Genomic DNA, 23,150 nt, shown 5'->3' on the forward strand with positions numbered 1-23,150 from the left:
ATCTGGGCTCGCCCGCTCAGCGTGAGGTTCTGGCCGGGGTGTCGGAGCCGGAGGTGAGCTTCAACTATCTGGGCCGCTTCGACACCGCCACCGGTTTCCACACCGCCCTCACCCTGGGCGGCGGCGACCTCCCCGAGGAGCGGCGCCCGCATCTGCTGGACGTGGTCGGCCGTGTGGTGGACGAACGGCTGGTCCTGGACCTGGCCTACTCCCACCGCCTCCACCACGAGGCCACCGTCCGGTCACTGGCCTCGGACCTGGTGGACACTCTGACGGATCTGGTGCGGTTCTGCCTGAGTGAGGGCGTGGGCGGGGCGAGTCCTTCGGACTTCCCGCTCGCCGAACTGGATCAGGCCGCGGTGGATCGTCTGGTGGGCGACGGCCGTGAGGTCGAGGACGTGTACCCGCTGACCCCGATGCAGCAGGGCATGCTCTTCCACAGCCTGATGGGGGAGGGCTCCTCCTACCTCGAACAGGTCATCGTGGAGGTCGAAGGCGTGGACGACCCCGAACGCCTTGGCCGCGCCTGGCAGAAGGTCGTGGACGCCACCCCCGTACTGCGTACCCACGCGGCCTGGGAAGGGCTGCCGAACCCGGTCCAGTTGGTCCGCTACTCCGCAGCGCTACCGGTGACGGTGTTGGACTGGCGTGGTCTGGACGAGGAGGGCCGGGATCGGGCCCGGGCCGAGTTCCTGCGTGCGGACGAGGAGCGCGGGTTGGACCCGGCGACCTCGCCGTTGACGAGGGTGGCCCTGGCCAGGGTGAGTGACACCCGTGTGGTGTTGGTGTGGACCTTCCACCACCTGCTTTTGGACGGTTGGAGTCTGCCGCTGGTGTTGGCCGACGTGTTCGCCGCCTATCGTGGTCGGTCGCTCCCGTCCCGTCCGCCCTTCCGTGACCATCTGGAGTGGATCGCCGGGCGTGACGAGCAGGAGGGGTTGGAGTACTGGCGTGGGGTACTGGCCGGGCTGGAGGCCCCCACACCCCTGCCCTACGACCGGGCGCCCCAGAACGTGCGCACCGCCCGCTCCCGAGTGCGGATCGAGACCCACCTCCCGGCGGAGCGTTCCGGGGCCGTCCACGCCTTCGCGCGTGAGCACGGCCTGACGGTGAACGCGCTGGTCCAGGCGGCCTGGGCGCTGCTTCTTTCGGCGCACTCGGGTGAGGAGGACGTGGTGTTCGGCGCGACCACCTCCGGCCGGCCCGCCGACCTGCCCGACGTCGAGTCGGCGGTGGGCATCTTCATCAACACCCTGCCGGTCCGGATCCGGGTGAATCCCGCCGCCACGGTCCTCACCTGGCTGCGGGCACTCCAGAGCGTGCAGGCGGACGCCCGTCTGCACGACCACCTGTCGCTGTCGCGCATCCAGGCGGAGGCCGCCCTTGCGGGTGACACCCCGCTCTTCGACAGCCTGGTGGTGTTCGAGAACTACCCGGTGGACCAGGACTCGGCCGCCGAACACGGCCTGGAGATCGTCGACGTCACCGCCAACGAGGCCACCAACTACCCGCTCGCCCTGAGCGCGTACGGTACCGAGCGGATCCGGCTCCTCATCGGCTACGAGCCCGAGCACTTCGACCCGGACACGGTCGAACGCCTGCTCACCGACCTGGAGCGCATCCTCACCTCGCTCGTTCAGGACCCGGAGCGGCCGCTGGCCGCGCTGGCGGGCCCCGACGCCTCCGACACGGCCTCCTTCACCGACGGCGCCGTCCCGGAACCGGACGACCGTACGGTGGTGGACCTGTTCGAGGAGGGAGCGCACCGCCACCCGGACGCCATCGCCGTGGTGGGTGAGGGCCGGGAGTGGACCTACGCCGAACTGGACGCCGAGGCCGAACACCTGGCGGACCACCTCCGCGCGCACGGTGTCACCCACGAGTCCCGGGTGTTCCTGTCGTTGCCCCGGAGCCCGAGGGTCGTCGTCGCCATGCTGGCCGTGCTCAAGGCGGGCGCCGCCTACGTGCCCCTGCACGACACGGTCCCCGCCGCTCGGGTGGTCGAGCTCGCCGCCGACAGCGGGGTGCGCGCGGCCCTGGTCGATCCCGGGATGCTCGACCTCTACACCGGGATCGTCGACGTCACCGTCCACCGCTACGGTCCCGATGGTTTCGCCGCCGTGACCGTTCCGCCGTCGGTGCCCGGGTCGCCCACCGCCCCCGCGGGGCGGGGAGCGCGGGCCGTCCCCGTGCGGCCGGTCTCCCGCTCGTCCGCCTACGTCATGTTCACCTCCGGCTCCACCGGGGTGCCCAAGGGCGTGGTCGTGGACCACCGCAACATCGTGGCCCTGGCGGCGGACAGTAGATGGCCCGGCGCGCACGAACGGGTGCTCTTCCACTCGCCGCACGCCTTCGACGCCGCCACCTACGAGGTCTGGGTGCCGTTGCTGCACGGGGGCACCGTCGTCGTCGCGCCCGAGGGCGGGGTCACCGCCGAGGCGGTCCGCGCGGCCCGCGCCGACCACGGGGTCCGGTCGGTGTTCCTCACCACGGCCCTGTTCAACCTCTTCGCCCGGCAGGATCCCGGGTGCTTCGCGGGGCTGCGTCAGGTGTGGACCGGGGGCGAGAAGGCCGATCCCGCCTCCTTCTCCAGGGTCCTGGAAGTCTGCCCGGAAACCGAGGTCGTCCACGTGTACGGCCCCACCGAGACCACCACGTTCGCCACCTGCGTGCCGATCGGCGCCGAGTGGGCGGGTTCCGGGCACTGCCCGATCGGCCGTCCGATGGACGGCACCCGGACCCACGTCCTGGACACCGCCCTGCGTCCGGTTCCGGTCGGTGCGGTCGGTGAGCTGTACATCGCGGGAGAGGGCGTGGCACGCGGCTATGACGGACGTCCCGGACTGACCTCCGAACGCTTCGTCGCCGACCCCTTCGGTTCGGGCGGTCGCCTCTACCGCACCGGTGACCTGGTGCGTTGGACCACCGGGGGACAGATCGAGTTCGTGGGGCGCGCCGACGGTCAGATCAAGCTGCGTGGTTTTCGCATCGAGCTCGGCGAGGTCGAGAACGCCCTGACCCGAGTGCCGGGCGTGGCACAGGCGGTGGCCTCCGTGGTCACCGCACCGTCCGGGGCCAAGGTCCTGGTCGGGTACCTGACCGAGACCGGTCCCGGACGGTTGGACACGGAGGTGGTGACCGAAGCGCTCCGCCACGCCCTACCGGCCTACTCGGTCCCCTCCGTCCTCACCGTCCTGTCCGAACTGCCGCTCAACACCAACGGCAAGGTGGACCGCCGAGTCCTGCCCGCTCCCGAACACACCGAACCCTCCGAAGCGCGCTTCACCCCTCCGATGACCCTCACGGAAGAGATCGTCGCCGAGGTCTGGGCCAACGCCCTCAAACTCGATCGGGTCGGACGCGAGGACGACTTCTTCGACATCGGCGGTGACTCGGTGCGCAGCATCCAGGTCGTCGGTGAACTCGGGGACATGCTCGACGTCCAGGTCCCCACGAGAACCCTGTTCGACCACCCCACCCTCCAGAGCTACGCCCAGGCCGTCGAGGACCTTCTCATGAGCCAGATGGTCGACTGACCCTGTGGGCACCACCGAAAGCCACCAGCTCCACGGATCTTCGAGGACCACACGATGAACCACGCCAACGACCGGGGACAGCGCCCCGGCGACACCGCCGGCCGGGGACCGAACCAGGATCCCCTTCGCGAGGAGATGCTGCGCCGCCTTCGCGAGCGCAGGAAACGGACCGGGGACTTCCCGACGGTGGACCGGTCCGTGCCGGCCCCCCTTTCCTTCGCCCAACAGCGGCTGTGGATCCTGGACCGCATCGAACCCGGTCGGGTCGACTACAACTCGGGGTTCGCCCTGGACCTTGACGGCCCGCTGGACGTTCCCGCGTTGGAACGTTCCCTGACCGCCCTGCGTCACCGGCACGAGTCACTGCGCACCACCTTCCAGGAGATCGACGGCGAGGGTCGTCAGATCGTGGGAGAGCCCTCCGAACTCCCCCTGCACGTGGCCGACGCATCGGGGGGAGAGGAGGAGGCGGCCGAACTCATCGCCCTCCACTACGCGGAGCCCTTCGACCTGGAACGGGGGCCACTGATCCGCGCTCACCTGTTCCGCGTCCACGACACACGGCACGTCCTACTCGTCGTCCTCCACCACATCGTCACCGACGGTTGGTCCCTCGGTGTCCTCCAAGGAGAGCTCGACCGTCTCTACACCGAGGCCCTGCGCTCGCCCGGGAGGGGAGCGGCCGAATCGGCGGCGACACTGGATCCGCTCCCGTTCCAGTACGTGGACTACGCCGCCTGGCAGCGCGACCGTCTCAGCGGCGAACGCTACGAGGCCTCGCTGGGCCACTGGCGCGACCGTCTGGCCGGAGTCGAACCCCTCAGAGTGCCCCTGGACCGCCCCCGGCCCCCGGTACGCGGCATGCGCGGCGACAGTCACCGCTTCCGGCTGCCCGCCGAGACGCTCCACCTCCTGGAACGCGTCGCACGCGACCACAACACCAACCTCTACATGGTGCTGACCACCGCCGCGCGGGTGGCCATGGCGCGCTGGACCGGTGAGGACGACGTCGTCCTGGGCACCGTCACCGCGGGTCGGGAGAACAGTCGCCTGCACGGTCTCAACGGGTTCTTCGTCAACACCCTCGCCCTGCGCGGACGAGTGGACGAGGAGGTCTCGTTCGGTGAGAACCTGCTCCGCACGCGTGACGGAGTCCTGGCCGACTTCGACCACGCCGAGGTCCCCTTCGAAGCGGTCGTCGACACCGTGCTCGACGACCGTGATCCCTCCGTGCCTCCGCTGGTGCAGGCCGCCGTCGTGTTCCAGAACGCGGACGGTGGGGGCGCGGCGTCACTGGGCTCCCTGGACGTTCGGCCCTTCCCCGTCCGTCGAGAACACGCCGTATTCGACCTCACCTTGGAGTTCCGGGCCGAGAAGGACGCGCTCGCGGGATCGGCCGAGTTCAACACCGACATCCTCGACGCCGAGTCGGTGGCCCGTTTCGTGGGCGACCTCGTCCGGATCCTGGAGGACGCCGAGGACGATCGCCCCCTGCGAGCAGTGGACCTGGACGGACCCGGAGCGTGCTCCGGTCCGGTGGGGCCCCGGCCGCGCACGATCGTCGAACTCATGGCCGAACGGGTGGCGCTGCAGCCCGACGCCCTCGCGGTGACAGGGGCCGGGAACGCCTGGACCTTCGCCGAACTGGACGATCGCGCCGCCCGGATCGCCGGGTACCTGCGTTCCGAGGGCGTGCGGCGCGGTGATCGGGTCGGGGTCTGCCTCGAACGTGGCACCGACCACGCCCTCCTGCTGCTCGCCGTCGTCTACGCGGGTGCGGTCCACATGCCGCTCGATCCGGACTATCCACCGGCGCGCCTGGCCCACATGATCGAGGACGCGCGCCCCGCCGCCGTGCTGACCACCCCTGGGTTCGCCGAACGTCTCCCGGACGGTGTCCGTGTCCTGCGTCCCTCGCCGACTTGGGCGGGCGAACCACTGCGTGAGGACCTCGGCGTCGAGGACCCCGCCTACCTCATCTACACCTCCGGATCCACCGGCCGGCCCAAGGGGGTCCTCGTTCCGCACCGGGGCATCGCGGCACTGGTCGCCACCCAGGGCGAGCGCATGGACGTGACCTCGGGTGACCGGATGCTGCAGTTCGCCTCGCCGAGCTTCGACGCCGCCGTCGCCGAACTCCTGGTGGCCCTGCTCAACGGCGCCGTCTCCGTGCTGCTGCCCCGTGAACGGCTGCTCGGTGAGGGTCTGCCCGAAGCATTGCGGACCCACGGCATCACGCACGTCACCCTGCCTCCGGCCCTGCTGCCCGCGCTGTCCCCCGAGGACCTCGGCCCGGTCGAGCACCTGCTCGTCGCCGGTGAGGCGTGCCCGCCGGAGCTGGTCGCGCCCTTCTCTCGCGGGCGCCGGATGTACAACGCCTACGGACCCACCGAATCCACCGTCTGCACCACCATGAGCACGCCGCTGTCCGGAACCGGTCCCCTGCCCCTCGGGGAACCCGTGGCCGGCACCCGTGTCCAGATCCTCGACCGTTGGCTGCGTCCGGTGCGCGAGGGCGTCCCGGGGGAGCTGTACATCGGTGGCGACGGTCTCGCGCACGGCTACCTGAACAGGCCCGGCCTGACCGCCACCCGCTTCGTGGCCGATCCCTCCGGGCCTTCGGGCGCTCGCATGTACCGTTCGGGCGACCTGGTCCGTCGTCGCCACGACGGTTCCCTGGAGTTCCTGGGACGGGTGGACGACCAGGTCAAGGTACGCGGACACCGCGTCGAGCCGGCCGAGGTCGAGGCGTCCTTGACCGCGCTGACGGGGGTCGGACAGGCGGTCGTGGTCGCCACCGGCGGGAGCACGGGCACCCGGCTCGTCGCCTACGTCGTCCCCGAGGACGGCACGGACCCCGCGCCCGCCGATCTGTCCGCTCTGGCCGCCGAGGCGCTGCCCGCTCACATGGTGCCCGCCGCCATCGTCGTGCTGGAGCGCGTGCCTTTGACCCCCAACGGCAAGATCGATCGTCGGGCACTCCCCGCCGTGGACTGGGCCGCGCAGGACCTCACCGCCCACACCGAGCCCACCACGGAGGCCGAGCGTCGTCTGGCCGACCTATGGACCGATCTGCTCGGCCTGGAGCGGGTGGGCGTTCACGACGGTTTCTTCCGGGTCGGCGGTGACTCGGTCACCGCCGTACGCATGGTCGCCCGCGCGGCCGACGCCTTCGGCACCCGTCTGCCGGTTCGAGCCGTCTTCGAGCACCCGACCATCGCCGAACTCGCCCCGATGCTGGCGGCCGGGGGTGCGGAGGACACGCCCGCGTTGGTCCCGGTCGCCCGGGACGCCGCGCTGCCGTTGTCGGCGGCCCAACGCCGACTGTGGTTCCTGGACCGTTACGAGCCGGGTGGCTCCGAGTACAACTCGGGGTTCGCGCTACGGTTGCGCGGTTCCCTGGACGACCGGGCGCTCGCGGCGGCCCTGGCCACCCTCGTCCACCGGCACGAGTCCCTGCGCACGACCTTCGAGGAGCACGACGGTCGTCCCGTCCAGGTGGTCCACCCGGCCGACGACCCCGGTTCCGCACGAGTGGACCTGACCACGGTCGACCTCACCGCACGAGACGGACAGAGCTCGCTGGACCCCTTCCTGGAGGAGTTCGTCCAACGACCGTTCGACCTCGCCAGGGGCCCGCTGCTGCGCTGGTCGCTGATCACCCTCGGACCCGAGGACCACGTGCTGGCCCTGGGTGTCCACCACATCGTCGTGGACGCCTGGTCGCTGTCCGTCCTCACCAAGGAACTCGGCGCCCTCTACGACGCGGCGGTCCGGGAATCCCGCGCCGCCGGGGTCGACGACCCCGGCGGTGCCTTCGACGCCACCCTGGTGGACCCGGCCGACCTGGCCGTACGCGCCGGACTCCCGAACGCCCGCCTCCAGTACGCGGACTTCGCAGCCTGGCAGGACGCCCACATGGAGTCCGAGGCGTTCGGGGCCGAACTTGAGTACTGGCGCACCACGCTGGCCGATGTGGAGCCCCTGGACCTGCCCACGGACCACCCCCGCCCCCTCGTCCGCCGTGGCCATGGAGCGACTCACCGGTTCGAGGTGGATCCGGGCACGCTCGCGGCGGTTCGTGAGCTGGAGGTGACCGGCGGCCTGACCTTGTTCATGGTGCTGTCCGGGGCCGTTCAGGTCCTGCTGTCCCGCTACACCGGTCAGGGGGACGTCACCGTCGGCACGGTCGTCTCCGGCCGAGAGCACACCGAACTGGAGGACGTGGTCGGGTTCTTCGTGAACACGATCGCGCTGCGCACCCGGGTGGACGAGTCACTGACCGGATCCGAGTTGCTGGCCGACGTGCGCGAGACCCTGCTCACCGCGTTCGAGCACGGCGGAGTCCCCTTCGACGCCGTCGTGGACGCCGTGGAGCCCGAGCGCGACCCTTCCCGGCCCACTCTGGTCCAGGCGGTCGTGGCGCTCCAGAACGCCCCCGCCCAGGAGTGGAACATCGGTGACTTGGAGGCGACCGATCACCCGCTGCGCCGACAGCACTCCCTGTTCGACCTCAGCGTGGACTTCCATGAGTCCGAGGGCCGTCTGCTCGGCTCGATCGAGTACGACACCGACCTGTTCGACCCGGCCACCATGGAACGGATCGCCACCCACCTGTGCGTCCTGTTGGACGGGATCGCCCGGGCGCCAGGGGCCCCGCTGCGCGAGGTGGGCATGTTGCCGCCCGGGGAACGGGCGGATCTGCTCTCCGTCGGATGTGACGCCTCCTCCCCGGAACGGGTGGAACAGGCCGGGGACTCCCACGCCCTCGACGCCCTGACCCGTCTCGCGCGCAGGCGGCCCGAGGCGGCGGCCCTCACCGCGGGGTCCACCACCCTCACCTTCCATGAACTCGACGAACGCGTCGACGTCCTGGCCCACCATCTGGCCGGGCTGGGCATCGGCCCCGGCGACAGGGTCGCCACGTTGCTGCCCCGTACCGCCGAGGCCGTGGCCGTCCTCTTCGCCGTACTCCGTGCGGGTGCGGCCTACGTTCCGGTGGACCCCAAGGCCCCGGCCACGCGGGCGCGCTCCGTCGTCTCCGGAGCCGGCGTGGTGTACGCGCTCACGGCCCGCGGGGCCGAGGAGGAGGCGCGCGCCCTGGTGGACGGCGCGGTGCCGCTCCTGGTCACCGACGACCTGCCCCGGGGCGACCACCCCGTGCCCTTCACCGACGACCATCGGGTCCGTGCCCTGCACGGATCCCATCCCGCGTACGTGATGTACACGTCCGGCTCCACCGGTACACCCAAGGGTGTGGTCGTGAGCCACGCCAACGTGCTCGCCGCCGTCCACGCCTACCGGACCGCCGTCCTGGACACCGGCGACACCACCAGTGGCACCCTCACCGCGGCCCACCTGGCGGCCTGGACGTTCGATGCCTCATGGGACCCCTTCGTCTGGCTGCTCGACGGACACCACCTGCACGTCGTGGACGAGGAGACGCGGGTCGACGCCGAGGCCCTGTGCGCCTACCTGGACCGGCACGGTGTGGACTACCTCGACACCACCCCTTCCTACCTGAACCAGCTGGTCGCCGTCGGCCTCCTGGACGGGGGACGTCACCCCATGAGCGTTCTGAGCGTGGGCGCCGAGGCCTTGGACACCGTGCTGTACGAGCGACTGGCCTTGGCAGGGGTGCGCGCGGTCCACAACTTCTATGGCCCCACCGAGAACACCGTGAACAGCACCGTCTGGCGCGTGCGGGAGGGTGAGCGCCCACGCATCGGGCGTCCGGTCGCCGGAACGCGTGCCCGCGTCCTGGACCCCTGGCTGCGTCCCGTGCCGCCCGGGGTGTACGGCGAGCTGTACCTGTCGGGTGACTCCCTGGCCTCGGGATACGACGGGGCACCGGGGGCCACCGCCGAGCGGTTCGTCGCCGACCCCTTCGGTTCGGGGGGTCGTGTCTACCGGACCGGCGACATCGTGCGCTGGACCGCCGACCACGAGTTGGAGTTCCTGGGCCGTAACGACGACCAGGTGAAGATCCGAGGGTTTCGGATCGAACTCGGCGAGGTCGAGTCCGTGGTCTCCGCCCTTCCAGGGGTGCGGGCCGCGACCGTCGTCGCACGTGAGGACCGGCCCGGTCTCCGGCGACTGGTCGCCTACGTCGTGCCCGACCCGGAAACGGAGCCGATCGGCGCCGTCGAGGTACGGGAGGGGACGGCCCGCCACCTGCCCGACTACATGGTCCCGACCGCCGTGGTCGTACTGGAGGCCCTGCCGCTCAACGCCAACGGCAAGACCGATCGGAACGCGCTTCCGGAGCCGGACGACGGAGCCTTCGTCACGGTCGGCTACGTGCCACCCCGGACCCCCACCGAAGAGCTGCTGGTCCAGGTCTGGGGCGACCTGTTGGGAGTGGAGAAGGTGGGGGCCAACGACAACTTCTTCGAACTGGGCGGTGACTCCATCCTCAGCATCCAGATGGTGTCGCGGGTGCGCGCGGCCGGACGCGAGGTCACGTCCAAGGACGTCTTCCTCCACCAGACCCTCGGCGCGCTGGGGGAGGCCCTCGACGAGCGCCAGACGAAGGAGCCCTCCCGAGGTCGGGCCGAGACCACTCCGCTGACCGGCGAGGTGCCCCCGACCCCCGTCCAGCGCTGGTTCCTGGACACCCACCCCCGCCACCCCGAGCACTTCGACATGTCCTTGCACTTCGAGCTGGCACCGGGGACCGACACCACCCTGGTGGTCGACGCGGCCAGGCGGGTCCTGGCCCGACACGACATGCTGCGCCTGCGGGCGGAGCGCGTGGACGGCGCCTGGCGTCAGCACCTGGACGCGGACGCCCACGACCTGGCGGTGCGGGCCCTGGACGCCTCGGCCATGACCGAGGAGGAGACCGACCGGGCCGTCCACGCCGAGGCCCTGAGGGAGAGACCCGCCTCCCGGATGTCGGAAGGTCCGCTGTTCGAGGCCGTGGTCGTGGACACCGGGGAGCGAGACCGGCACAGGATCCTGCTGTCCGCGCACCACCTGGTGGTGGACGGGGTTTCCTGGCGGGTGATCCTGGAGGACCTGGCCACCGCGTACGACCAGCTGGCGAAGGCACGTCCGGTGGACCTGGGGGAGCGCACCTCGACCTTCCCCGAATGGGCGCGCCGGTTGGCCGACCACACGCGCGAGGGCGGGTTCGACGCCGATCTCCCCGCATGGCTGGACATGGTGGAGAACGTTCCGGACCCGCCCCTGGACCACACCGAGGGCGCCAACGACGTGGCCTCCCAGGACGTGGTCACCGTGGCCGTTCCGCCAGAGGACGCGGAGGCCCTCCTGTCCTGGGGGCCCGGTGCCTTCCGAAGCAGGATCGACGACGTCCTGTTGGCGGCGCTGGGTCGGGTCCTGTCCGACTGGACCGGATCCCACCGGATCCTCGTCGAGAAGGAGGGGCACGGTCGCGAGGACCTGTTCGAGGACGTCGACCTGTCCCGAACGGTCGGCTGGTTCACCACCATCCATCCCGCCCTGCTGGACATCCCGGAGGAGGGAGGCTGGGCCGAGACCGTCGCCGCGGTCAAACGCGGCAACCGCTCGGCCCCGGCCGGTATCGGGTTCGGCGCGCTGAGCCACCTGGCCGACGGGCCCGAGACCGAGCCTTTGCGCTCGAAGCCCGAGGTCCCCGTCTCCTTCAACTATCTGGGACGGTTCGGCGACGCCGGGGAGGAGGGCCTGGTCCGGCGCGCGCTGCCCCTGCCCGCGTGCGACCACGCCCCGGACGAGGAGCGCACCAACCTGCTCGACGTGACCGGCGCGGTCACGGGGGGTCGGATGGAGTTCTCCTGGACCTACTCCACCAACCGACACCGGCGTTCGACCATCGAGCGCCTGGCGGAGGCGTTCGTCGACGCCCTGGGCGAACTACTGCGGGCCGCGCCCCGGCGCCGCACCCGACCGGCGGCGTCCCGTACCCGCACCGAGTGAGGACCGCGCGCCTTCGGCGTTGAACGCGGACACCACGACCACCACGACCGGTAACACCACGAGAGGAAGAACCCCACCATGAGCAACCCGTTCGAGAACGACGACGCCCAGTACCTCGTCCTGGTCAACGCCGAGGGCCAGCACTCCCTGTGGCCCTCCTTCGCGGAGATTCCCGAGGGATGGGACATCGCCCTGGAGGCGACCTCCCGAGCAAGCGCGCTGGAGTACGTCGAGGAGAACTGGACCGACATGCGCCCGGCCGGCCTCGTGGCCGCCCTGGAGGGCTGATCCGGCCGGCCCGAGGGCCGGGAACGCGCACGAACGGGGGTGACCGCATCGGCGGTCACCCCCGTTCCTCACCGCCGGCGGGGTCGGCGTCCACTCAGGCCGACTCCACCAGCGCGACGGAGCGTTCCCGGGCCTCGGCGTGTTCCAGTAGGGCCAGACCGAAGGCGGTGACCAGGTGACGGGCACGGTTGCCCTCACGGGTGGTCGTGATCAGGCCGGCACGACGCAGCGCTGCCGTGTGCTCGCTGATGGAGGTGGGCGACACGTACAGATCCTTGGCCAGTCGACCGGTCGAGGCGGGCACGACCAACGCGGCCAGGACCGCGGTCCGGGTCCGCCCGATGAGTCGTTCCAGACTCTCCCGTGAGCGGCCCCGCTCCAGGAGCGAGTCCAGGGAGTCGCCCGGACCGAGTGCCGGAAACAGGACGACGGTGCGCGGACCCTCGGTACCGCTCCATCGCGCCACGCGCGGTTCGGGACCCACGAACACCGAGGGCATCAGCAGGAGCCCGTCCTCGCGCGCCACGAACTCGCGTTCGATGCCGTCGTCCACGAACAGCCCGCCGTCCTCCCAACGGCACCGGGAGCCCAGCGAACCCAGCGCGACGGCCACGCCGTGCGAGACGATGCGGTCGCCGAGGAGCCGGGCGGCCCGGTGCCCTCGGGCCTCGATCTGTCTCCGGTAGGGCTCGACCGCGGCTTCGGACACCGTCTCCAGGGTGCGCAGCACCCGTCGCAGACCGGTGGGGGAGGTCTCGGCGCACGCGGTGGCGCTCGGCAGGTCCGACACGACCAGGGCGCGGGCCTCCGCCAACGCACCGTGGGTCAGGCGGGCGTGGGCCAGGTGGGAGCGGGTCAGGCGCACCCACTCCGCCCCGCCCCGAGGAGGCGTGGACCCCAGGAGGGGCACGAGGGCCTGGGCGGCCTCGGCCAACACTGGAAGTTCGGCCCGGACCCGGACGCGGGCGGTGCCGCGTCCGTCCAGCAGGATTCTCGACATACCGTCACACCTTTCATCCACTCGGCCGTTCATCCGGTACACGTCGGAGCCACGTCACCGGACTCTTCGCAGATAGGCGCGGAGCGCCAGGGGCAGGAGCACCGCGTGCCCGACGACCACCGCGAACAGACTCACCAGCAGCGGCCGCGCCACGGGACCACCGACCATCAGCCCACGCACGGTGTCGACGAAGTAGGTCACCGGGTTGACGCCGACCCACAGCTCCAGCCAGTGGGGCATCGTCTCCGGGTCGGCGAAGATGTTGCTGCCGAAGGTCAGTGGCAGGACGACCGCCATCGCGATCCCCGGGACGGCCTGTGGGCTGGCCGCCACCATCCCCACCAGCACCGACAACCAGCACAACGTCAACCCGAACACCACGACCAGCACGAACGCGAAGAGGGCGGACAGGGGGTCGGTCTGCACACGAAAGCCCAGCGCGAAGGCCAGGGCGAGGAGCACGGCGGTGGCCACCACGTAGCGGATGACGTCGCCCAGGACCGCGCCGACCAGCGGAGCCGAGCGCGCGATGGGCAGGCTGCGGAAACGGTCGAAGACCCCCTTGGAGATGTCCGTGCTCAAGGCCATGCCCGTACCGATGCTCGCGTACATGGTGATCTGCACCATCAGGCCCGGCACCAGGGTTTGGAGGTACTCCTGCCAGGTGCCCGAGATGGCTCCGCCGAACAGGAACACGAACACCAGCAGGAACAGCACCGGTTGGATGACCGTGTCGATGAGGGTGGCCGGCGTTCGCACCACGTAGCGCAGGTTGCGTTTGGCGAGAGTGAGGCCGTGGGTGAGACCGAGTAACAGGCCGATCCGCTCCGGTCGGGTTCGGACGACGGTGGTCCGGGGCGCGATGGTGGCGGTCATACGGTGCTCTCCTCGGCGTGGGCGTGGGTGCTGCGACCGGTCAGGGACAGGAAGGCGTCGTCCATGCTGGGCAGTCGTGTTCCCAGCTCGTCGGTGGCGATCGCCTCTTGGTCCAATCGTCGGACCAGGGCCGCCAACAGGACGGTGTCGTCGGCGGGCGCGGTGATCGTCGTGTTGTCCTCGTGGACGGAGGGCGCGAACCCGAGGAGCTCGGTCAGCAGGCCGACCACGCGCTCGGTGTCGGCCTGGTCGACGGTGCGCACGTGCAGGGTCTGGGAACCGGTCCGACGTTTGAGCTCCTGGGGTTCGCCCTCGGCCACCACACGGCCGTGGTCGATCACGGTGACCCGGTCGGCCAGTTCGTCGGCCTCCTCCAGGTACTGGGTGGTGAGCAGGATCGTGGTCCCGTCCTCGGCCAGTTCCCGGACGGTCCGCCACAGCCCGTTGCGGCTGCGGGGGTCCAACCCCGTGGTGGGCTCGTCCAGGTAGAGGACCTGGGGGCGGCCCACCAGACTCGCGGCGAGGTCGATACGGCGCCGCATCCCCCCGGAGTAGGTGCGCACCGGTCGGTCCCCGGCGTCGGTGAGGTCGAACCGCTCCACCAACTCGACGGCACGCGAGCGGTACTCCCGGGTCGACAGACGCAGGAGCTGTCCGATGAGCTCCAGGTTCTCCCGTCCGGTCAGTTCCTCGTCCACCGAGGCGTACTGACCGGTCAGGCCGATGATCCCGCGTACGGCCACCGGGTCGTGCAGGGCGTCGTATCCGGCGATGGTCACGGTTCCCGCGTCCGGTCTGAGCAGCGTCGCCAGGATGCGGACCATGGTGGTCTTGCCCGCGCCGTTGGGGCCCAGGACACCCAGGATCGACCCGGTGGGGACCTCCAGGTCCACTCCGTCCAGGGCGGTGGTGTCACCGAAGCGCTTGACCAGGCCGGTGGCCCGGATACAGGTGGTCATGGCTTGCCTCCTCGTTCTTGGAGACCACCGTTCCAAGCCGAGCGGACATCGCGCGGACATCGCGCGGACACCGGTGTCCGTGGGCGTGGCGGGAGCGGGAGGCACGGCCCCCGCCACGGCTATTCGCGCACGTTGACGGTCTCCACCGGTGGTGTCCGCAGGGCGAGCCGGACCGGCAGCATGACCGAGAGGACACCCAGTGCGCAGGCCCCGCCCACCACACCGACGTAGACGAGCGGCGAACCCGGCGGGACCGGGGTACCGAGGAAGGCCATGCTCAGTACGGTCAGTGGAACGAACGCCGTCACCGTGCCGATCAGGGTGGCCAGAACGGCCGCCACCGCGGCCTCGCCGCGCATGGCGCGGAGGACCTGGCCGCGGGTGGCCCCGACCAGCATCAGGAGCGCGAACTCGCGTGAGCGGGCCGCGGTGGACATCACCAGGCTGTTCACCACCGCGATCGCGATGTAGGCCAGGATCACGCCCAGCCCGACCAGGTTCACCCAGGCGCTCAGGTCCGCCTCCGCCCTGGCCCCGTCCGCGAATCCCCGCCGGTCCGACGTGTCCAGGGTGGGGTGCTCCTCGGCGAAACCGGCCAGCGCCACCGACAACTCATCGTCCGAGGTTCCCTCGGCGGCGTTCACCAAGGCACGGGAGGGAGGACCCGTGTGCCCCTCCAGGACCTCTTGGGGCAGCAGCATCCCCGCCAGCCCCAGGCCGCGTTCGTAAGTGGCGACCAGACGCAGGGTTCGTTCCCGCCCGTCGCCCAGCACCACCTCCACCTCATCGCCCACGGACGCCCCGAGCAGCGCGGCGCCCGACGTCTCCAGCGCCACCGCTTCGGTGGTGAGGTCGTCCAGGCTCCCCTCCGTGACGCCCGGGTCCAGCGTGTCCGCGACCGACCCGGGGGCGACCCCCAACGCGGTGAAGGTGGCCACGTCGGGGTCGCCGAACACCGAATAGGGCACGAACACCCCTGTCTCGTGCAACGGCGCGACGGTACCGGTCTCGGGCAGGGCGTCCAGTTCCGCCAGGACCCCTGCCCCCATTCCTCCCGACCCCTGTTCGACCACCAGGGCGTCGGCCGTCACCCCGGCCTCGGTCTGTTCGGTCACCGCGGCCGAGAGCACCGTCTGCGTGTACACCATGGACACCGTGACCCCGATCGCCAGGACCAGGGGGGTCAGGACCGTGGAGAGCCGTCCCGTCTCCGCGGCGCTGTTCTCTGCCGCCAGGAAACCACTGGCCCCCATCGCGCGCAGTGGCCGAGTGATCAGGGACACCAGGGGCACGAGGAGGAACGGTCCGCTGAACGCCACACCGATCACCAGCAGCAGGGTCGCGCTCCCCGTCCCGGCCGCGCCGGCGTCGTTGCGCAGTGCGACGGGGGCCATCGCCGCGCCGGCTCCCAACACCAGGCACACCAGCCCGGCGGTGATCCTCCAGCGACCGGGCGCGCGCCGAGCGGCGGACGATTCGCGCAGGGCCTCCACGGGGTCGGCCGTGGCCGGCCGCGCGGCGGCGACCATACCGCCCACCAGAGCGGTCAGGACGGTCGCGAGGACGGCGCCGACGGCGGGGAGCGGTCCCAGGACCAGGGGCAGGTCGGCCGGGAGCACACCGAGGGACACGAACGCTTCGCGCATCGTCTCCGCGATCAGGAACCCGGGCAGGCAGCCCAGGACACCGGCGACCAGGGACAGCAGCAGGACCTCCGCGCCCACCATGCGCAGCACCTGCGTCGGAGTGGCGCCTATGGCCCGTAGGGCGGCGAACTCGCGTTTGCGGGTGTCGATCGACAGAGCGAGCGTGCCGGAGACCACGAACAGCGCGATGAGCACCGCCAACCCACCGAAGGACGTGGCGATGAGCAGTAGTAGCCCCCGTGCCTGGTCGAGGTCGGTGAACTCCGCCTGCTGGGTGAGGGCACCGGTGTAGGCGACCGTTTCGACGTCATCGGCGGCCGTCTCCAGGGCGGCGGCGACCGTTTCGGGGTCGGCTCCCCGCTCCATGAGCACGCCCACCGTGTCGTAGGCCTCGGGATCGGTGGCCAGGTGCCGGGTCTCCTCGGAGGAAAGGAACAGGGTGCCCTGTCGTCCTCCATCACCGGAGGCATGGGTGACCAGGCCGCTCACACGGTAGGAGCGGGGTTCGGCCTCGTGCACGACCTCCACCGGGTCACCGACGTCCACCCCGAGCTCGGCGGCCAGCGTGGTCTCCAGGGCGACCTCGTCGGTCCGCACGGGCTCCGTGCCCTCCGTGACCTCGAAGGGGCCCAATGGTGCGGTGGCCCAGTCGTGTCCGGTCACAGGGATCGGGTCCACGCCGTCCTGCGGGGAGCGCACGGCCGGCGTCAGGTGGTGGTCGCCGATCGCCGCCGCCACCCCGTCCACGTCGCCGAGGGTCTCGACCAGGTCCGAGGGCAGACGCACGGGCTCGGTGAGTCGGGGCAGGAAGGCGAGGTCCGTGTCGGGAAGGGCCACCCTCTCCTGACCCCCGACCACCGCGTCCGCCGCGGCGTAGCGGTGAGGGGACACCGAGGCGCGCAGACCCGACTCGACCAGCACACCGGAGGCCACGAGCAGGGCGGATCCACAGAAAAGGGCGATGAAGGCTCCCACGAAGGAGCCCTTGCGGGCACGCAGGGTCTTCCACGCGATGTCCAGCATCACCGGCTCCCCAGGCCGCTCATGCGCTCGGCCACGCTCTCGGGGGTGGGGGAGTGGAGGGAGTCGGCGATGAGACCGTCCGCGAGGAAGAGCACGGTCCGGGCATAGGACGCGGCGACGGGGTCATGGGTCACCATGAGGACGGTCTGGCCCAGGGAGTCGACGGTGGAGCGCAGCAGTTCCAGCACCTGCGTGCCGGTGTGGGAGTCCAGGGCGCCGGTCGGCTCGTCCGCCAGGATCAGGTCGGGGCGGCCGATGAGCGCCCTGGCGAGGGCCACACGTTGCTGTTGCCCGCCGGAGAGCTCGTTGGGGCGGTGGTGGAGCCGATCGTGGATGCCCACCCGGCGTACCACCTGGTCGGCCCACTCCTGGTCCACGGGTGTCCCGGAAAGTCGCAGCGGCATCGTGATGTTGTCCTGCACGCTCAGCGCGGAGAGCAGGTTGTAGGCCTGGAACACGAACCCCACGCGCTCGCGTCGCAGACGGCTGAGGGCGTTCTGCGACATCCCCACCAGGCTGGTTCCTCCCAACAGCACCTCGCCCTCGGTGGGCCGGTCGAGGCCCGCGGCGCAGTGCAGGAAGGTGCTTTTCCCGGAGCCGGAGGGGCCCATTACCGCAGTGAAGCTTCCTTTCGCAAGTTCTACGGAAATACCACGAAGAGCGCTCACCTTTCCGGCCCCCGTGTCGTATGTTCTGTGCACGTCAAGCATGCGAAGAGCCGGGGTTGCACCGGGATCAGTTCTGTTCCCCGGGTCGGTACCATGTCCTTTTCTCTTTGTTCGAAACATCTCGTCCTCTCTGAATATCAACGCCGGAATGTTATCATGGGCCTGAAATTGATTTCCCGATTATCGGTCCGGGAGTTTCCTTTTGTCATACGCGGTCGAACTGCGGGAGGGCGCGCGCAAGGGTGCGTGGGATAGCACCCTCTACTGCCTGCGCGCGGGAGCGGGCGCATTACGCTCGTGGCTCCTGATCAGCGCCCTGATCGGGGCCCATGCGCTGGTGGTCGTGTATGTCGGTGTCCGTCTGCGCCGGTGGGTCGCGGCCCCCCTGGTGCGCGGGGCCGCTCGGGACCTCGCCCTGGCCAGGGAGTTTCTGCAAGGCCCGGATCAGCGGGACGAGGTAACCGAAAACCTCCACTGCCCGGACCTGTGGAACGCGATTCGCTGGATGTGCGTCAACGCGCTCCTCGGGTTGTCGTGCGCCGTCATCGCCATCATTCTCGGAATCGGTGTCCTGGTCTCCTTCACCTGTCTGTTCTGGTGGTGGGCACTGCCGACGGAAATGGCGGTGAGCCCCGGCGGTTATCCCGTCGACTCATGGGGGGCGGCGCTCACCACCCCGTTGGTCGGGCTGGCATATCTCGCCCTCAACCGGTATTTCGTGCCTCGGGCGGCCTCGGCTCACGCGCACCTGGCGGGGTGTGTCCTCCTGCGGGCGGGCGCCGGCCGGCTTCGTGACCGGTTGGCCGAAGCCAACCTTCTCCGCCAGGAGGCCTTGGAGGCGCACGGCATGGAGCTGCGCCGGATCGAGCGGGACCTGCACGACGGCACCCAGAACCGGCTCGTCGCCGTCCGCATGCACCTGGGGTTGATCGAGCGTGTGATGGCCAAGGACCCCGAGCGGGCGCGGGAGCTGATGACCCGCGCGAAGGACGCCTCGGAGGAGGCCCTTCGGGACCTGCGCGCCGTGGTCCGCAGCATCTACCCGCCGATCCTCGCCGACCAGGGTCTGGCCGCCGCGGTCTCCTCCTTGGCCTCCCGGTCGGGGGTGCCCTGCGAAATGGAGGTCGGGGAACTGCCCCGGCTCCCGGCGGCCGTCGAGGCCGCGGCCTACTTCGTCGTCACCGAGTCCCTCACCAACGTCGCCAAACACTCCGGTGCCTCCCGGGCCCGGGTCCGCCTCGCGGAGGACGCGTCGACCCTCACCGTGACGGTCGACGACGACGGTGAGGGCGGGGCCGACGAGCACCTGGGCAGCGGACTGTCCGGGATACGCCATCGGGTGGCGGCCTTCGACGGCCGAACCCGCGTCACGAGCCCGCCCGGCGGGCCGACTGTCATCGAGGTGAGGCTGCCGTGCGCGTTCTGATCGCCGAGGACGACGTGTTGCTCCGTCAGGGGCTCGTCCTGCTCCTGGAGGTGGAGGGGTTCGAAGTGGTCGGCGCGGCCGGAGACGCCGCCGAGTTCCACTCGATGTTCGAGGAGCTACGGCCGGACGTCGCCGTCTTGGACGTGCGTCTGCCGCCCGACCACCGCAGGGAGGGCCTCGACATAGCCGCGCGGATCCGCGCCGAGATCCCGGGTTTCCCCATCCTCGTCCTCTCCGCGCACGTGGAGGACGGATACGCGAGCGAACTGCTCGCGGACAGCCACGGTATCGGCTACCTGCTCAAGGACCGCATCGGTGAGGTCGCCGAGTTCTCCGACGCGCTCAGACGCGTGGCCGGGGGCGGGGTGGCCCTCGACCCCGAAGTGATCGCCCACCTGCTCAGGACGCGGTCCGGGAACGACCCTCTGGAGAGTCTGAGCCCCCGTGAGAAACAGGTGCTCGCCCTCATGGCCGAGGGGCACGACAACGCCAGGATCCGTGACCTCCTCGACCTGTCCACCCCCACCGTGGGCAAGCACATCGGCTCGATATTCACCAAGCTCGGTCTCACCGAGGAGGGGAGCAACCGCCGGGTGCGGGCGGTTCTGGCCTACATCAGGGGGTGAGGTCCCGTTCCCGGAGACCGGTCGACACCGTCGGCGCCCAGCCGCTCGCGCAGCTCCTCGGTGAGGCGACGCACGTAGGGGTTGCCCAGATCGGGGCGCCCCCGCGCACGCGACGCCCGATCCAGGGCGTCGGCCGCTCCGGCCGGATCGCCTTCGGCCAGCAGGACCCGGGCCTCCAGTTCGGTCACGCGCGCCCTGGCCTCGGTGCCGGCGAGGGAGTCCGCGAACGCCCCCGCGCGCGCCCATGCCGCGCGGGCCCGGGGCGGGTCGTCCTCGGCAAGGGCGAGGGAGACCTCCCGACACAGCAGCTCGGCCCGCAGGTAGTCGACGTCCACCAGGGCGCCGTCGAGCAACTCCCGCGCCCGGTCGAGCAACTCACGCGCGTGCGCGTGGTGTCCTCGGGCGAGGGCGGGCTCCACCAGGCCGAGCACGCACAGGATCCGATGTTCGATGGCGACGGGTTCGGGGTCGTCCCACACTCCGCGCAGCACACGCTCGGCCTCGTCGAACCGCTCCGCACGCACCAGTTCCCCGCCGAGTTGGAGCAGGAGTGATACGGGCGGGGCCAAGGAGCCCAAGGAACGCTCCAGGACGAGGGCCCGACGCAGGTCGCTGACGGCCCCGTCGTTCTCTCCGCGCGCGGACCGGTAACCGGCGAGCGCTGCGGTGAGCTGCACGGTCGTCCACAGGTCGCCCAGGTCGCCGAAGGACTCCGCCGCCGAAGCGGTGAGCCGCTCGGCGAGGGCGGCGTCCCCATCGCCCTCGGCGGCGAGGGCGGCGGTGGCCAGACCCGCCGCACGCACCCAGGGGTGCGCGTGGTCGCGGGACGCCTCGGCGTCCGCGCGTACGCCCGCGTGGTCCCCGGTCATGAGCCGGTGCTTCGGGGCGATCATCGCGAGCGGGGGATACTCCGCCAGGGCCTCGGGGGTCAGCGCGAGGCCGGACTCACGGGGCGGGGGCACGCCCGGTCCGGGGACGGGCAGGATGGCGCGCACCGCGGGGAACACCGCTCGGGCGGTGGAGGGGAGCTCGTCCGCGGAGTCGGACAGTTCGTCCAGTCGGCGGGCGGCCTCCTCGTAGCGGCCGCGCACCACCCAGTACCAGCACAGCGCCAGCGCGATCCTGGCCGCGGGCCCCGTTTCCCCATGACGTACCAGGTGGCGCATGCTCTCCACGAGATTGCCGTGCTCCTCGTCGAGTAGCTCCAACGCCTGTCCCTGGTCCGGGCCGATCAGCCGCCGGGAGGCGTCCTCCGCCAGGTCGGTGAAGTATCGCGCGGCCGCGTCGCGTGTCCGCCGCTCCTCGCCGCTCTCGCGCAAGCGCTCCTCCAGGTACACACGGGGTGTCTCCATGAGACGGTGCCGCACCCCGGACCCGGGTGACTCCGTGACCTGGACGAGGGACCGGTCGACCAGGGAGGCCAGGAGGTAGGGGACCTCGGCGCGGGCGAGACCCTCGCACACGGCCTCGGCGGCGGAGACCGTGGAGCCGCCGGGCAGGATCGACAGTCGGCGCGACACCAGGCGTTCTTCCTCGGTGAGCAGGTCCCAGGTCCAGTCGAGCACCGCGCGCAGGGTGCGGTGTCGGGCGTTGTTGGCCCGGCGGGCACCCGCGAGCAGTTGGAAGCGTTCGTCCAGGTGCCGGGAGATCTGGTGGACCGTCATCGAGCGGATCCGGGCCGCGGCCAGTTCGATGGCCAGCGGTAGCCCGTCCAGACGATGACAGATCTCGGACACCGCCTCGGCGTTGTCCTCGTTCACCGTGAAGCCGGGCCGGGCCAGGGCGGCCAGCTCGGCGAACATCTCCATGGCCTCCGAACCCTCGGTGTCCAGGGCCTCCACCCGAACGAGGGCTTCTCCGCCGACGGCGAGGGGCTCGCGGCTGGTCGTCAGCATGAGCAGGTCCGGGCAGTGGGAGAGCAGCCTTTCGGCCAGGTTCGCCACGCCTTCCACCAGGTGTTCGCAGTTGTCCAGGACCAGCAGCGTGGGCGCCGTCGACAACGCGGAGACGACCCGGGTGAACCGGTCCGGTCCGGGGGGAACGGCCGCCGAGCCGCCCAGGACGCCGGCGAGCGTCTCGATCAGGCCGTCGTCCTCGCGCAGGGGGGCCAGTTCCACGAAGCGCACACGCGTTTCCGAGCCCTGGGAGGAGCAGTACTCGGCGGCGAGCCGCGTCTTACCGACCCCGCCCGGGCCGATCAGGGTCACCAGCCGGGTTCTGTCGAAGGCGGATCCTATGGTGAAGAGCTCGTCGCTCCGACCGAAGAACCGGGTGAGGTAGGGGTTCACCCATTCCCTGGGGCGTACGGAGGCGCGGTCCCGCAGCAGCTCCTGGTGCAGTTCGCGCAGCCAGGCGGAGGGGTCGGTGCCCAGTTCACGGGACAGGGCCGAGCGCAGCTCCTCGTAGACGACGAGCGCCTCCCCGCCCCGGCCGGTGGCGTGCAGAGCCTTCACCAGCAGGCCGTGGCAGCGTTCACGGAGGGGGTGGTCGGCGCACAGGGAGCGCAGCTCCGGCAGGACGGTGGGAGCCTCACCCAACCGGAGGGCGGCGTCGGCACGGTCCTCGACCGCGCTCAGCCGCAGTTCCTCCAGCCGCAGGGCGTTCTGGCGGGCGAAGTCCGCGTCCACACCGCCCAGGGCGGTACCGCGCCACAGGCCCAGGGCCTGGTCCAGGACGGACGCCGCCCGCTCAGGCGAGTGTTCGAGCAGGCGGGTGCCCTCCGCGCACAGCCCGGTGAACGCGTGGAGGTCGACCTCCTCGGAGGTCAGGTCCAGACGGTAGCCGCCCGAATGCGCGTCGGGGCCGATCTCCAGGCCATGTTCGTGCAGGCTGCGGCGGGTTCGCGAGACCAGACGCCGCAGGGTGTGCACGCCTCCGTCGGGCGGAGTCCCGTCCCATAGGTCGTCGAGGAGAGTGTCCACCGGGACGGTTCGTCCGGGGGACAACGCCAGTCGGGCGAGTAGTGAGGTGGCACGTCCGCCCACCACGGACAGGCGTCGGCCCCGGTCGTCTCGCACCTCGAAGGGACCCAGCATCGCGACTCGCACGCTGGACAATCTCTCAGAGCCCGCCGCCGCCGCACAAGGCGACCGCACTCCCGGCGCCGGCACCGGCAGGGGTGCCGCGTCGTTTCGACGAACGTCGGGCCCGCGTACCCCCCCCTACCGGCGAGCGTTGGG

Annotated in this window: 11 protein-coding genes; 5 read left to right on the top strand and 6 right to left on the bottom strand. The window is 71.0% G+C overall.

Features of this window, described 5'->3' with window-relative positions; genetic code table 11:
- From ACWGKS_RS23610 to ACWGKS_RS23620, 3 genes are all read left to right on the top strand, one after another.
- A partial coding sequence (locus ACWGKS_RS23610; RefSeq protein WP_452524067.1) for an amino acid adenylation domain-containing protein occupies positions 1-3,536 on the top strand: 3,536 nt, incomplete at its 5' end.
- Between the two features lie 54 nt (positions 3,537-3,590).
- Positions 3,591-11,459, top strand: coding sequence for an amino acid adenylation domain-containing protein (locus ACWGKS_RS23615; protein ID WP_452524069.1), 7,869 nt, complete (start codon positions 3,591-3,593; stop codon positions 11,457-11,459).
- A 78-nt stretch (positions 11,460-11,537) separates the two neighbouring features.
- Positions 11,538-11,747 (top strand): MbtH family protein, encoded by a 210-nt coding sequence (locus tag ACWGKS_RS23620; protein ID WP_358511723.1) that lies wholly within the window; start codon positions 11,538-11,540, stop codon positions 11,745-11,747.
- Positions 11,748-11,841: 94 nt separating this feature from the next.
- Here ACWGKS_RS23620 and ACWGKS_RS23625 read toward each other — a convergent pair whose 3' ends face one another.
- The 5 genes from ACWGKS_RS23625 to ACWGKS_RS23645 form a co-directional block, all read right to left on the bottom strand.
- On the bottom strand, positions 11,842-12,747 hold the full coding sequence (locus tag ACWGKS_RS23625; RefSeq protein WP_358511726.1) for a helix-turn-helix domain-containing protein: 906 nt from the start codon (positions 12,745-12,747) through the stop codon (positions 11,842-11,844).
- Between the two features lie 54 nt (positions 12,748-12,801).
- Positions 12,802-13,623 (bottom strand): ABC transporter permease, encoded by an 822-nt coding sequence (locus ACWGKS_RS23630; RefSeq protein WP_452524072.1) that lies wholly within the window; start codon positions 13,621-13,623, stop codon positions 12,802-12,804.
- On the bottom strand, positions 13,620-14,582 hold the full coding sequence (locus ACWGKS_RS23635; RefSeq protein WP_358511732.1) for an ATP-binding cassette domain-containing protein: 963 nt from the start codon (positions 14,580-14,582) through the stop codon (positions 13,620-13,622). Before ACWGKS_RS23635 ends, ACWGKS_RS23630 begins: the two co-directional genes overlap by 4 nt.
- Positions 14,583-14,701: 119 nt before the next feature.
- Complete coding sequence (locus tag ACWGKS_RS23640; protein ID WP_452524074.1) at positions 14,702-17,251, bottom strand: ABC transporter permease; 2,550 nt, start codon at positions 17,249-17,251, stop codon at positions 14,702-14,704.
- Entirely contained in the window at positions 17,251-18,039 is a 789-nt protein-coding gene (locus ACWGKS_RS23645) for an ABC transporter ATP-binding protein (RefSeq protein WP_452456216.1), read from the bottom strand. Before ACWGKS_RS23645 ends, ACWGKS_RS23640 begins: the two co-directional genes overlap by 1 nt.
- An 82-nt stretch (positions 18,040-18,121) precedes the next feature.
- Here ACWGKS_RS23645 and ACWGKS_RS23650 point away from each other — a divergent pair, with 82 nt between their 5' ends.
- The gene (locus ACWGKS_RS23650; protein ID WP_358511741.1) at positions 18,122-19,345 is read left to right on the top strand and encodes a sensor histidine kinase; all 1,224 of its coding nucleotides are present in this window, start codon (positions 18,122-18,124) and stop codon (positions 19,343-19,345) included.
- Positions 19,333-19,971 (top strand): response regulator transcription factor, encoded by a 639-nt coding sequence (locus ACWGKS_RS23655; protein ID WP_358511744.1) that lies wholly within the window; start codon positions 19,333-19,335, stop codon positions 19,969-19,971. Before ACWGKS_RS23650 ends, ACWGKS_RS23655 begins: the two co-directional genes overlap by 13 nt.
- Here ACWGKS_RS23655 and ACWGKS_RS23660 read toward each other — a convergent pair.
- Positions 19,956-23,018, bottom strand: a complete 3,063-nt coding sequence (locus ACWGKS_RS23660; RefSeq protein ID WP_358511747.1) for a BTAD domain-containing putative transcriptional regulator — start codon at positions 23,016-23,018, stop codon at positions 19,956-19,958. The two genes, ACWGKS_RS23655 and ACWGKS_RS23660, sit on opposite strands and share 16 nt — an antisense overlap.
- Positions 23,019-23,150 lie beyond the last annotated feature (132 nt).

It is taken from the genome of Nocardiopsis sp. NPDC055879 (assembly GCF_053615935.1).